This window comes from Gimesia sp. (genome assembly GCF_040219335.1).
GTDB lineage: Bacteria > Planctomycetota > Planctomycetia > Planctomycetales > Planctomycetaceae > Gimesia.
The window spans coordinates 116,241-128,926 of sequence record NZ_JAVJSQ010000012.1 but is presented as its reverse complement, the minus strand read 5'-3'; the positions used below and the strand labels follow the sequence as shown (position 1 = coordinate 128,926).

Sequence of the window (12,686 nt, the reverse complement as noted above, 5' to 3'; positions counted from 1 at the left end):
TGAGATTCTTACCTGCGTCCCACTTTACGCGTATAGCACTTCAGCGAGCGAGGCGGCAGTACGGCCACTCGCGGGAAGAGCGTTGTTCCGTCCCGCTTCGGGAAGATATCCAGTGGAGACCGGGCCGAAGTGTCGATGACCAGACTCCAGGCCTTTGGCTTGATACCATCCGGCAGCTCAAATGCCTGAGGATCGGGCGATGTATTGACCATGATCATCAGATCCGAGCCATCCTTGATGCGTCGTGAGGAGTGCTTAGCCCCCAGAATACACATCAGGCAATTCCTGTCGTGTTCCCAATTGACCGGCTCTCCCATGACGTTGTACCAGCTGACATCCGGCAGCTTCTCTACACCATCGGATTGACCGGTCAGGAAGTTCCGCTGGCGGAGCGTAGGCTCATTCAGACGGAAGTGGATCAACTCCTTACAGAAACGATACAGGCCACGATGCTTGTCGACCAGTGACCAGTCGAACCAGGAAATTTCGTTATCCTGGCAGTAAGTGTTGTTATTCCCCCGCTGTGTTCGACGACATTCATCGCCGGAAAGCAGCATGGGCACGCCCTGACTCAGAAAGAGAGTCGCGAGGAAGTTTTTGATCTGACGTTCCCGCATCGCATTGATCGCAGGATCATCCGTGGGACCTTCCACGCCGAAATTCATGCTGATGTTGTTGTTTTCACCATCACGATTATCTTCGCGGTTCGCATAGTTGTGCTTATGCTCGTAGCTCACCAGGTCATTCAGTGTGAAACCGTCGTGCGCTGTGATGAAGTTCACGCCATGGAACGGCTCGCGTCCTGTTTTCTGATACAGATCGCTCGATCCGGAGATACGGGTCGCATAGTCGCCCAGTGAAGGCACATCGCCCCGCCAGAAGCGTCGGATGTCATCACGATAACGGCCATTCCACTCCGCCCAGCGGATATGCGAGAACGATCCGACCTGGTAGGCGCCAGCGGCGTCCCAGGCTTCTGCGATCAGCTTGGTATCTGCCAGTAGCGGATCTTCGGCAATCGCCTCAACCAACGGGGGATTCGGAACCAGATGCCCGCTGCGGTCACGGCTTAGAATGGAAGCGAGGTCGAATCGGAAGCCATCAATGTGATAATTACAGGTCCAGTGACGCAGGCAGTGGAAGATCATCTCGCGGACAACCGGGTGATTCCCGTTGATCGCGTTTCCACAACCGGAGTAGTTAGAGTAGTACTTTCCGCCCTGCTCCAGATGGTAATACACCTGGTTTTCCAGTCCGCGGAAAGACAGAGTCGGGCCGTTCTCATTTCCTTCCGCAGTATGATTAAATACCACGTCCAGAATGACCTCGATCCCCGCCTCGTGCAGTGCCCGCACCATCTCCTTGAACTCACGCACCTGCGCGCCCGGTTCTCGACTGGTGGCGTACCCTCGGTGCGGTGCAAAGAAGGCCAGTGTCTCGTAGCCCCAGTAGTTCTGATGATCGGTGAAAGTGCCGTCAGCTTCATTCATCGGGAATTCGTGGATCGGCATCAGTTCGACGGCCGTCACGCCAAGATCAATCAGGTAAGGAATTTTCTCAATCACACCCAGGTATGTCCCGGGATGGTCGACTTCACTGCTGTCTGAATTGGTGAAGCCGCGAACGTGCATTTCATACACGACCGTGTCCGCCAGATGGTGCCGTACATGACGGTCTCCCTGCCAGTCGAACTGATCATCGACGACCACACATTTCGGAGGTCGCACAATACCGTCGGGTGAAGGCTGGAAATTACCGGCCAGCGCCTTAGCGTAAGGATCAATCAGACGAGCCCGCTTATCAAAGCGCTGTCCGATTTCCGGCTGATAAGGACCGTCGGCCTGGAAGTGATACAGCTGACCCGGACCGATTCCGGAAATGAACGCAGTCCAGATATCTCCCAGTCGCCCATATTCCTGATTGAAGCGGATGACTTCGGAGGGCTCCGTGTCATCGACATGATTGTACAACAGCAGCCACATGGCAGTGGCTGAACGGCTATAGACAGAAAACAGAACCCCGTTATCCTGCGGAATTGCTCCGTAGGAAAATGTATGCATCGAATGTATTGGGGAACTGAGTGAGTGTACCAATTCGCGACCCATTTATTACCTGATCCTCACTTGCACTGTGTTGATTCCGATGTCTGAAAACTTTGAATTGCTTTCCCAAGCGCCAGAACAGCAATTGTTGCTCTCAGTCCAACACAGTTATTTATCTCTATCTTAACAGCAGAAACCAGATTGTGAATACGAGTCCCTGCTGAAATACCTAACCAGAATATCTTCACTTAATATACTTTCGACGTCATTCCGGAGAATGATCATCCCTTTTTGCAATTCCTGCGGTGAACCGTGGAATCCATCACATCTGCAGATTAACTTCGAAATAACAGATGTTTTATCTCCTGTTCCATTAATACTCAGTTTACATATAAATTGTTTGTCAGTTGCAGTCATTTTAACAGTCAAAACAGGTTTCCCCAGAATATTTTCAGCGAAACCTGTTTCACAAAAGAGAACTGAGCTGCGGGAATACCCCGCAGCTCAGTTTTTACTTAACCACATTGTCTATCCTGTAGTTAGGAACCTGGTTTGTATCAATCACGCCGGCCGCTTAAGGGAAAAACGGATCATTTCGGATGGAATTGGTCGACACAGGTACCGCACTACGATAGACGGGCTGAGCTACCGGACGGTAGGTCTGGTACTGAGGACGGGTATTCCAGCTGGGGGTGTTGTAGCTGGGGTAACTCTGCACAGGATAACGATACTGTGAAATCCCACAGTTTCCACCGGGGCAGTTGCTAAAACCAGTTCCACAGTTCCCAGTCGCACAGCTTCCGGTAGGACAGTTACCGGTCGTACAGGAGCTGCTGTAACCTGAGCCTGTGTAGCAGCGGCCGTTAGTACAGTTGGTGCTACCATAGTTGGCGGAACCGTAGTAGGGCTGATACGCCACCCCGCGCGACTGTGACTGGAACGGTGCTGACAGAGCTCGGAACGGAAAAGTCAGAACATCGACCACACCACTGCCCGGCTGAGAAGGATTGTAAGCGGTCTGGACCGGCTGAGTCAGACTGGTGTTGCTGAACTCGGCTGCTTCAGATTTTTCAGAGACCATAACCATGGCTGCCAGGCAAACTGCAAGCGTTGGAAATAAACGTTTCATTGCGATTTCTCCACATTCGTGAAAGTCATTAAACTGATGTCATTTAAACCACCTCGTGGTAACTTTTCACTAATGCATTCGCCGTGCCATTCAGATAAACACAACAGAGCATTACACACATATCAACAATAAAAACAGACACTTACAACTTTTAACCACGAAAGTAAAATATCATTTCCGCAACACATGGCCATCCCATAATGTAACATTTACGATACCACATCTACAAATCAGACTGATACACCAGATCCATTCTTCAACTGCGCAAACTTTAACGGCATCAGATGCAATCTAATCTACCTGACCAGTATATATTCGAACTGAAACTTGAATCGAATGTTATCATTTTGATTTTGCACTTCAAATCAGGATGAGGCCTGTTCGGATTATTCTGAATAGGCGCTTCTGCCGATATCCAATATAAAGCCGCTTCCCCTCACGAAATTCACCAGCCATTGTTCTATCTGTCAGAGCGATTTACACGATGAACCGGTACACCAAAAAAGTCGATCAGTTTGCAACCGCTCCCATGTTTACGGTTTCAATTCTGTTCCTGGCCTTTTTCGCCGGCTTTCTACACCTGAAGAATCTCGAATCAGAGGGAATCCCACTCTTAATCTGCGAGTGGAGCCTGTTCCTGCTCTATCCCTGCTTCGTGATTGAAGCCATGGTGCATCTCGCACTGGGAAGTCCCCGCTGGAAACTGAATCTGCTCTACTGCCTGATTCCTCCTCTCCGCATTACAGCCCGCGACCAGATGAGCGGACGTGCGATCTGGTTTCCGCTTCTCGCCTGGAGCGAAGTCGATAAACAGTTCTGCAAACGGGTTCGCAAAACGTTTTCCGCCCCCATGCTGTTGATCGCGCTGCTCGTCTTACCTCTGTTTGCCGCCGAACACTACTGGTCGGAACAGATCCAGGCCAACCCCATGCTGGCCGACCTGACCGCGATCGCCACCGGTTTCATCTGGTTCGCCTTCACGCTGGAATTCATTATCATGATTTCCATCGAGCAGAAAAGACTGGAATATTGCCGTAAACACTGGATCGACTTGGCAGTCATCTGCCTGCCCATGGTCGCGTTTCTGCGATTTTTCACGACCACCAGTAAACTGCTGCGACTTCAGCAACTTGCACGCTCTGCACGGATCTTCCGCCTGAAAAGCCTGGTGATGAAGCTCTACCGGGCACTGCTGATACTGGAAATCGTGAACCGGTTCCTGCATCGCAACCCGGAAAAGCGGATCGCCCGGCTGGAAGAACTGCTCATCGAAAAAGAGCACGAAATGGAAGCGATTCGAGCCGAGATGGCACTGCTCTCAGAGCGAATCGCACTCAGCTCACTGGACGAAGATTCGGAAACAGAGAAATCAGACGTCCTTGCAATCCCACAAAAAAAGGCTGCCTGAATACAGGCAGCCTGGGAATATCTTTATCTGGCTGAACCAGAAATTAAGGTCGGAGATTTCGTCTTCGACCTGCATTTCTGCTCAAGCTCTACTCATCGCGGTCATACCGGGGACGACGATCTGACCAGTCACCGGGAAGCTTCTTCAGATGGGCATCCAGGAACTTGAGGATATCGACTTCAAGCCCCAGTCGTCGCCCCAGCATATCAGTACCCCTCAACTTTCCGGGGTAAGATTCCTTGTACATTCTACCCTTGGAATTCGCAGCCGAGGTCAGTTGCGAAAAGAGCTTCTCTGTATAATTGCGATCATAAGAATCCCCTGCACTGCTGCAGACAAAGAAACTGATACCGAAAATGGGTTCTTTCAAACTCACGGAAGGCTGTGAAGAAGTCAGCCCTTTGACGCGGGATTCAGGAGAAATCAACACCAGCGCCCGTACGGTCTGACCTTTGGGAGTCTTAGCTGCCAGCACGGGGGCGTCATCATAGGGTACTTTGCCCCAGTCCAGTAACGCGTAGTTCAAAGCAATCGGTACACTCATATCAGAAGCAATGATGGCTGTTTTCTGCATATTGAGGTGCTTTTTCTGGTGTTCGTCGAACAGAAATTTCCAGATGGTTTCCATGTCGAACACAACCATCGCTTTGTAATCCAGTGCAGAGAGATTATCTCCTCTGCCCCCCTTCTGATTCTGGTTTCCACCACCGGGAGCATTCGGCTGGCTCTTTCCATGTTTACGCAGATCGACAGATACAACCGCGTAGCCGTTCTTCTGCAGGACCGGAGCAAACCCGTTGTCCCAGGCCCGCTTGCTGCCCCCCTTACCGTGCAACAGAACAACGACCGGTGAATCCGCTGCGTTACTCGATTCATAATAAGTAATCGCAATCGGCCAGCCTCCCTGCGAAGACAGGGTCAACTCCTGCGGCTTCGGGGGGCCTTTAACATCCTTACTCTGCGCGAATACCGCGCCGGAAGTCAGGAGTACCATTGAGAGAAACGTAAAGAGCGAACGCTTCCATTGACCATGTTGCATACTGATGAATGACATTCTCACAGGACCCCCTCGGCGTTGGAATTATCTTGTTGTAACTGTAAACTGAACGTAAACAGTTGTTCTCGCGATTCAAAAGACAGGTTCTTATTCAATTCATTCTATGGATAACGGGAGATCAGGTCAAATAGAAGTCGGCAGTTCTGTGCAGAGATTGTACTGACACATAATATTCGCCCACAAAGACTTACAACGGATGTGTGTACCGACATTTTTTCCCGCTGATTCCCCCATGAACTAACTACCAGTCCCAACAGCATCCTAGATTCAGGCAGCCTGCGGATGGAAAACCAGTCCCCGGATGAATCAACACCACAGACTTTTCTGGGTCTGCACCGGAGCGATCAGTATTTTTTAGGTGTACTGCTGATTGTAATTCTCTGCCTCTCACTCCTGCATCTGGCGCGTCTGTCCCGCTGGGGAACTGAGCCACTCGAAATTGAGAAACAGACGCCGCTGCCTTACGAGTATCAGCTCGATATCAATCAGGCGAACTGGGTAGAGTTTGCCCAGCTCAAGCAGATCGGTCCTGTTTTAGCCAGACGCATCATTGACTACCGAGAGGCACACGGCCCTTTTCGCTCAATCGATGATCTGCTGCAGGTCAAAGGTATTGGCCCTAAAAAACTGGCAGCGAATCGAAAACATTTTCTGCCCCTTCCCCCAGACGTCAATCCCTGAAACAGACGGACAGACCCCGTCGACAATCCCCCCGGAAATTAACAGTAGATTCTCATTTCTTTGCCGCTCGTCTCCGATGACAGTTGATTCCACGCTCGATTCCGGGTTGAATAGGCTTTCCTTATTATAACATCTGATCTGACACTTCTGACTGATCAACCCCGATTATAGCGTTCAACTCAAAGGGTTTACTTCTTATGGCAGGTTTTGATCACGGCCCGAATGAGCCGGGCGAACAGGAAAACCACGAGACGATCTCTCGTAATACGCGACTGGGCTTAATTCTGTTCACCGTATATCTGTTGCTGTATGGCGGTTTCGTTTTTCTAAATACGTTCTCACCAGCCAAAATGGAAATCGTGGTCTTCGCCGGACTCAACCTGGCCATCGTCTATGGCTTCACGCTGATCATCGCTGCTTTTGTGCTCGCCATCATCTACGGCTGGATGTGTCGCAATGATGTCGCCTCCTCTGGTTCCAGCAATCAGGAGGACGCATAATGCTTTACGAACCCTCTCTGATGGCGGTCCTCATCTTTGGTGTGATCGTTGCCATTACCCTCGGACTCAGCTTCTGGCTCGGCGCGAAAGCGAAATCGGCCAAGGGATACTTCGCTGCCTCGGGCGGCATTCACTGGTTTATTAACGGCGTCGCCTTCGCTGGTGACTACCTCTCCGCGGCTTCCTTCCTGGGAATCTGCGGGATGATCGCCTTCTACGGTTACGATGGCTTCCTCTATTCCATCGGTTACCTGGCCGGCTGGATCGTCGCCTTGTTCGTAATCGCGGAACCGCTCAAACGCATGGGGCGTTTCACCTTTGCCGATGCCCTCGACAGCCGTTTCCAGTCGCGGGGTATTAAATTGGCCGCTGCCATCAGTACCCTGGCTGTCAGTATCTTCTATCTGATTCCTCAGATGGTCGGCGCCGGTGCACTGATCACTCCCCTGCTCGGCTTTCCGCACTACGTCGGCGTGCTCCTTGTCGGGACGATCGTGATCATCATCGTCGTCACCGCCGGCATGGTCAGCACCACCTACGTGCAGTTCCTCAAAGGCTCGCTGCTCGTTATCTTCAGTACCCTGCTCACAGTTTTGATTCTGCAGCGCGGTTTCTCAACCGATCCGGTGAATAACGGGAAATCAACGCACCAGTTCCAGATCCTCGGACCTGCGGCCAGCGATGACATTGAACTCTGGAACAATGAACTCGGCCTGACCGAACAGGACTCCCTGACCCCGCTCAACGAAGGCCCCTGGAAAGACAAAGGCTACCTGCAGCTCACCCGCGCCGACAAAACGTCCTACTGGAAACTGACCCAAAACGCGGAGCAGCAGTACTTCCTCTCGGAAACACAGTACAAGGAAAAAACAGCGGACGGTAAAATCATCATCAACGGGCTCCCTCAGGGAACCGGCGAAGGAGAAACCGATTTCTACCCCGTCGGCCGCATCAGCAAGCTGCCGGATGACAAGAAAGAAACCGGTCCGCTGGGGCTCACCGAGTTCTTCAGCACGCTCAGCAAAAGTGAAGTGATCCTCTGGGGCTCCGATACCGTCAAACTGAAAGACGGCGCAGACCTGACGATCTACTTCCCCAAGCCAACCTCAGGCGAGAAGGTCCTCAGCCCGGGCAACCATCCCAAGTTCGCCGGGATCCGGGGTTCCGATCTGAAAGGCAAGCTCAACTTCTTATCCCTGATGCTGGCCCTGTTCTGCGGAACCGCTTCCCTGCCGCACATTCTCATTCGTTACTACACCGTGAAAGACCAGGCCAGCGCCCGCAAGAGTACCATCGTCGGTATCGGGAGCATCGGCTATTTCTACATCCTCACGCTCTTCATGGGGCTCGGAGCCATGACCAGCGGTGCCATGGATGTCACCAACTCCAACATGGCCGCTCCCCTGCTCGCCAAGAGCATCAGTGACTGGCTCTTCGCGATCATCTCCGCGATCGCTTTCACCACCGTGCTGGGAACCGTCAGTGGACTGATCATCGCGTCCAGCGGTGCGGTCGTGCACGACCTGATGTCGAGCTTCATGAAAATTGAAATGAACGACTTCGCCAAAGTGCGGATCGCCAAAATGGCTTCCGTCGTCGTCGGTCTGATCGCGATTATCCTCGGGATTCTCTTCAAGGAATTCAACGTGAATTACCTTGTCGGCTGGGCCTTCAGCGTCGCTGCTTCCGCGAACCTGCCCGCCCTGGTAATGCTGCTCTTCTGGCCCAAAACCACCAAACAGGGCATTACCGTCGCGATCTTTGTCGGTATGATCTCTTCGCTCGCCTGGATTCTGCTCAGTGCCGATTCCTATAAAGGCATCTATGGACTCAAACCCGAAGACGCCATCGTCCCCTTCAGCCAGCCTGGCCTGGTGACGATTCCGCTCGGCTTCCTGACACTGATCCTCGTCTCCCTGCTGACTCAGCCCAAAAAAGAGGAGGCAGCCAGTTGAACCAGCAGCCGACCGATCAGGAATGGCTTACAGCGACCGCAGTCGAAGAGGGCGTGACCGTTTTGTTTCGTCTGCTCCCCCACATCCCGCTGGGCATCAAAACCAGCGATTATCCGGACCGCGTGGAGATCGTCTGGCCTTACCAGTCAGAGAACGAAAGCAAGCTCCCCGGTCCCCTCGATCGGGAGCAGATGAGCCACTTCGAAGAACTGCTCGTCAACCTCTGGGGGGAAAACGGTCTGGGTCACCTCACGATGCTCATCACGGGCAACCAGGTCTGTCACTGGCAGTGGTACGTTCGGAACGAGGAAGAGGCTCTCACCGTCTTCAACAAAGCGGTGGAAGAACTCCCCACGCTGCCGATCCAGATTCACTCCCAGCACGACCCCGACTGGCACGCCTATTCTGATTTCATGCAGCAAGTCAGGAAAAGCAACTAAAACAGGCTGACACGGTCAAACCGCACCAGCCTGTATTTTTCAAAGTTCATTTGTGAACAATCGGTAGTTCTGAACTACGCTTGAGTCTGCTCCTGCGAACCGAACCGATCCAGAATTTCATTCACCGTCGACCGGATCGTAATACATAGACCATCCAGATCCAGGTCGTCTTCATCCAGGCCGAACGGCTCTTCCACAGAGTGTGCGATGACTTCGATCCCGATCATGAAGTAAGCCATAATCACGGTCATCGGCACCGTCCACAATTCAAACTCTTTTACCAGTCCCCAGGGGAGCGTTAACAGGTAAAGCGTAATACAGTGCCTGACGAAGGTCCGGTACGAAGGCGACAGTCGCGTACGTCGAATTCGCTCACACGCTCCACAGATCTCCATCAGCTCGCGGGTCTCCGAATCGATGATTCGCAGCTCGTCACCATCAATCATCCCCGAACGCTTCCAGCCAATCACTCTGCGGTAAATCAGGTCCGCGATGTACGCCGGAATGTGACGCGGAGGCGGATCGATCTGTTCCAGTTCCGGGAACATCGAGAAGTCGTCATCCTCACGCAGGTGATCCCGTAACGCTTCCGGAAACGCGACAAGCAGATCTGCTAGTTCTCTTAGTTCCTGCTTGGTGAAGTTCGTCAGCTCGCGAAATTTGATCGCCATATTGCGGCTGATGTTAACCAGCTTGCCCCACAGCTTACGGGCCTCCCACCAGCGGGCATAGGAGCTGTTCGTCCGAAAAACCAGCAGCAAACCCAGTACCAGGCCGATGATCCCGTGCAGGCTGGAAGAAAAGTCACCAAACTCTTCAATCTCAACAATTCGCTCAGGATGTACGCCAAGACCTTCTAAAAAACCCCCGGCGATTGCACCTAAATCATTCTTGATCAGCGGGATCAGGCTATACAGCCCCACGAGACCTGCATAGTAAGCAATACGCCCGACGGTCCCCAGCTTTTTCTCGATAAACGAAAGATTCAGCTCTGCATCAGCTGCCATTGATATACGTTCCCTGTACCTGTCAATTTACGGTGATCGATTCAGTTGCGCGAGACGGATATCAGAACTCTAGTTTTTTCGCCCCAATAACACAACAGATGTGTCGTCATGTCTTCCTGAACCATCCGTAAATGCATTCGAATCCCGAAACAGATTCTCCAGCGCCGACTCCAGGCAGCTCGAGCGTGATTCCTGCAGAGACTGCATGATTCCCGGAATGCCGAATTCGCCGAACTGCTCCTTCTCGCCGGGAAACGCTTCCGCCAGACCGTCGGTAAAAATCAGCAGCCGACTGTCAGGCGGAATTTTTGACGTATGCACGTCGTAGTCCACATCCGGAACGATTCCCAGAGGCAACCCGCCATCGTCCAGTGTGCCGAGCTCATAAATGTTGTTCGTTTCCAGTTCGTGCACAATCGGAATCGGCGCCCCTGCTGACGTCCATTGAAATTCGTTCGTACGGGAATTCAGAATCCCGTACAGCAGCGTGATAAAGCCACCGTCATCATTCACGACTGCCTGTTCGCACAACCGGTTATTCACATCCTTCACAAACGCCGCGGTATCCAGGTAACGGTTCGAACGGATCATCCCCACCAGCGTATGCATCGTCATGATCGACATGCAGGCTTTCATCCCATGCCCCGAAGCATCCCCCACCAGCAGCACCAGATTCTCATCGTCCAGCATGAAAACATCGTAATAGTCGCCACCAGCCAGCGTCACAGGCTGTCCGCCAAACACGCGGATCTGCGAAGATTCATACCGCGCAGTCACATCAAATCGATCCGGGGATAGAATGTTCGTCGGTATGATCGATTCCTGCAGCTTCCGCACCGACTCCACCTCTTCGCGCAGTCGCTCCGCCACAAACCGCTCGCGTTCCGCCTTGACTGAATTCACCACGCTCTCCAGCGTCACTTCCATCAGGAACATGAAATCACCGCCGTCATCGCGAATGATATAAGCCCGCATCCCCGCCGTCAGAAAACGGGCCAGGTGAAACGTATCCTGACCGGGACACGCACCCACAATTGGCGTATCCAGATGCTGTTGTCGCACCTGCTCAAAGTTTTCATACGCCGTCTGAGGATCAGGGCTCGTAATCGACATCAGAATGATGTCCCATTCATCCTGTGTCGCTGCCTGCTGGAGGAACTCCTCCGGCGTCGCACAGATCCGGACTTCGTTCTCACTCACCCCCAGATACATGGAGATCAGCTCACACTCCTGGGGATTATCCCACCCTACAAGAATTCGCATGACTGGCCCGCCTTCATTATTTCGAATTCGTATTCTGATTCATAATTTATTAACACGGCCATCATAACTGGTTCACACATTTTTCGCGAATAAAATTTTCATAAACTCTTCCCCTGAAAACACATCCTTCATTTCAATCAGCTGACAGATCCACAGTATGAACAGGTTTGAACTTCGTCGTTTGCACGCGTGAATTCACTGCTCAGACTGACCTTGATCCGCACTTCCCGAACCATATTCTTGTGCAATTGTGCTTCGCGCGCGAGGCGGATGATGCGTGCACCGGCACACACCGCACAAGTCACTCACATTCACCTGAATCGTCGTCGATTTTTCCCGATCTTCACCGGAACAAAATGAACCGGTTCGATCTATGCCCCACAATTTCAAATCATCTCGCAGCACTTTCAGAGCAATTGAAAGCGATCTCGTCCACATCTCATCACCCACTCCCTTGAACTCAGAGCACAATCCCCTCTTGACCCCCGCGCGCCCTTCCACAAGATGAGCAGCACAGACAGTCAAGAGTAGATACAAGGGGCGGACCCATGTGTCCGCCCGCCTGGCGAGCCCCAATACCATTAAGAGCGAACTCAGGAAGAACCAGAACAAAATCAATCCCTTAGCCCCACTATCAAACAAAGGAACACACTTATGCATCAGGAATCCCCACAATCCACTACCACACCCCGCCGATATCTCACGCAGGACGAACAGACCGTCATCGTCCGACTCATCAAGAAAATGATCGGCCTGGGGCGGTTCACCTCCGAAATCAAAACCGCCATCTCCGCCGAATACGGTCTCAGCCGCCACTCCGTCACGCGCTACGTGAATCGCGCCCGCCGCGAAATGCGGGAATTCCTCGAACAGGATCTGGATCAGCACCGCGCCGATTCCTATTTCTTCTACCGCTCCATCATCGAACATCCCGACGCATCCAACCACGAACGCATCCGCGCCCGAGAACGCATCGATAAGATCATGGGCCTCGAAATCCCCAGCAAATATCAACTGGACCAGGAGTTCAATAAATCCATCCAGGAGATCGAAAATATGTCGGACGAAGAACTCGACACCTACTACAACAAGCTCAAGAAAAAATACAGTTGAACCGCGCATCCTCCGCAAAGGCACCACTCAGGCGAGCTGCACCTTCCGCATCGGTGCTCACACAGAATCGATTTATCCCGTGCTTCCGAGA

General features: G+C 52.4%; 11 protein-coding genes. 6 read left to right on the top strand and 5 right to left on the bottom strand.

What is annotated here, in order from left to right; translation table 11 throughout:
- Positions 1-8: 8 nt before the first annotated feature.
- Positions 9-2,060 carry a glycogen debranching protein GlgX gene (gene glgX / locus RID21_RS11015; protein WP_232106599.1) on the bottom strand — a complete coding sequence of 684 codons (2,052 nt, stop codon included), beginning with the start codon at positions 2,058-2,060 and terminating at the stop codon, positions 9-11.
- Positions 2,061-2,616: 556 nt separating this feature from the next.
- The gene (locus RID21_RS11010) at positions 2,617-3,171 is read right to left on the bottom strand and encodes a hypothetical protein (RefSeq protein WP_350188875.1); all 555 of its coding nucleotides are present in this window, start codon (positions 3,169-3,171) and stop codon (positions 2,617-2,619) included.
- Positions 3,172-3,655: 484 nt separating this feature from the next.
- Between RID21_RS11010 and RID21_RS11005 the strand changes: the two genes are divergently transcribed.
- Positions 3,656-4,579: a hypothetical protein gene (locus RID21_RS11005; RefSeq protein ID WP_350188873.1), complete on the top strand. Its 924-nt coding sequence runs from the start codon at positions 3,656-3,658 to the stop codon at positions 4,577-4,579.
- 88 nt (positions 4,580-4,667) lie between these two features.
- On the opposite strand, the gene RID21_RS11000 is transcribed toward RID21_RS11005, so the two are convergent.
- Complete coding sequence (locus RID21_RS11000; RefSeq protein ID WP_350188871.1) at positions 4,668-5,633, bottom strand: alpha/beta hydrolase; 966 nt, start codon at positions 5,631-5,633, stop codon at positions 4,668-4,670.
- Positions 5,634-5,918: 285 nt separating this feature from the next.
- On the opposite strand from RID21_RS11000, the gene RID21_RS10995 reads away from it, so the two are divergent.
- The 4 genes from RID21_RS10995 to RID21_RS10980 all read left to right on the top strand — a co-directional run bounded on the left by RID21_RS10995 (position 5,919) and on the right by RID21_RS10980 (position 9,212).
- Complete coding sequence (locus RID21_RS10995) at positions 5,919-6,317, top strand: ComEA family DNA-binding protein (protein WP_350188869.1); 399 nt, start codon at positions 5,919-5,921, stop codon at positions 6,315-6,317.
- A 197-nt stretch (positions 6,318-6,514) separates the two neighbouring features.
- Positions 6,515-6,817, top strand: coding sequence for a DUF485 domain-containing protein (locus tag RID21_RS10990; protein ID WP_350188867.1), 303 nt, complete (start codon positions 6,515-6,517; stop codon positions 6,815-6,817).
- A complete protein-coding gene (locus RID21_RS10985; protein ID WP_350188865.1) occupies positions 6,817-8,772 on the top strand; it encodes a sodium/solute symporter in 1,956 nt (651 codons plus the stop codon). Before RID21_RS10990 ends, RID21_RS10985 begins: the two co-directional genes overlap by 1 nt.
- Entirely contained in the window at positions 8,769-9,212 is a 444-nt protein-coding gene (locus RID21_RS10980) for a DUF695 domain-containing protein (RefSeq protein WP_350188863.1), read from the top strand. Before RID21_RS10985 ends, RID21_RS10980 begins: the two co-directional genes overlap by 4 nt.
- Positions 9,213-9,286: 74 nt before the next feature.
- Here the strand turns inward: RID21_RS10980 and RID21_RS10975 are convergent, their stop codons facing one another.
- Both RID21_RS10975 and RID21_RS10970 read right to left on the bottom strand, forming a co-directional pair.
- Positions 9,287-10,219 (bottom strand): bestrophin family protein, encoded by a 933-nt coding sequence (locus RID21_RS10975; RefSeq protein WP_350188861.1) that lies wholly within the window; start codon positions 10,217-10,219, stop codon positions 9,287-9,289.
- A gap of 69 nt (positions 10,220-10,288) precedes the next feature.
- On the bottom strand, positions 10,289-11,482 hold the full coding sequence (locus RID21_RS10970) for a PP2C family protein-serine/threonine phosphatase (RefSeq protein ID WP_350188859.1): 1,194 nt from the start codon (positions 11,480-11,482) through the stop codon (positions 10,289-10,291).
- 654 nt (positions 11,483-12,136) lie between these two features.
- Between RID21_RS10970 and RID21_RS10965 the strand changes: the two genes are divergently transcribed.
- The gene (locus RID21_RS10965) at positions 12,137-12,595 is read left to right on the top strand and encodes a hypothetical protein (protein ID WP_350188857.1); all 459 of its coding nucleotides are present in this window, start codon (positions 12,137-12,139) and stop codon (positions 12,593-12,595) included.
- The last annotated feature ends 91 nt before the right edge of the window (positions 12,596-12,686 follow it).

Excerpts from the sequence above, each read along its gene's own strand:
- RID21_RS10985 (WP_350188865.1), top strand. The coding sequence starts at position 6,817 with ATGCTTTACGAACCCTCTCTGATGGCGGTCCTCATCTTTGGTGTGATC.
- RID21_RS10975 (WP_350188861.1), bottom strand. The coding sequence starts at position 10,219 with ATGGCAGCTGATGCAGAGCTGAATCTTTCGTTTATCGAGAAAAAGCTG.
- RID21_RS10995 (WP_350188869.1), top strand. The coding sequence starts at position 5,919 with ATGGAAAACCAGTCCCCGGATGAATCAACACCACAGACTTTTCTGGGT.
- RID21_RS11005 (WP_350188873.1), top strand. The coding sequence starts at position 3,656 with ATGAACCGGTACACCAAAAAAGTCGATCAGTTTGCAACCGCTCCCATG.
- RID21_RS10965 (WP_350188857.1), top strand. The coding sequence starts at position 12,137 with ATGCATCAGGAATCCCCACAATCCACTACCACACCCCGCCGATATCTC.
- glgX (WP_232106599.1), bottom strand. The coding sequence starts at position 2,060 with ATGCATACATTTTCCTACGGAGCAATTCCGCAGGATAACGGGGTTCTG.
- RID21_RS10970 (WP_350188859.1), bottom strand. The coding sequence starts at position 11,482 with ATGCGAATTCTTGTAGGGTGGGATAATCCCCAGGAGTGTGAGCTGATC.
- RID21_RS11000 (WP_350188871.1), bottom strand. The coding sequence starts at position 5,633 with ATGTCATTCATCAGTATGCAACATGGTCAATGGAAGCGTTCGCTCTTT.
- RID21_RS10990 (WP_350188867.1), top strand. The coding sequence starts at position 6,515 with ATGGCAGGTTTTGATCACGGCCCGAATGAGCCGGGCGAACAGGAAAAC.
- RID21_RS11010 (WP_350188875.1), bottom strand. The coding sequence starts at position 3,171 with ATGAAACGTTTATTTCCAACGCTTGCAGTTTGCCTGGCAGCCATGGTT.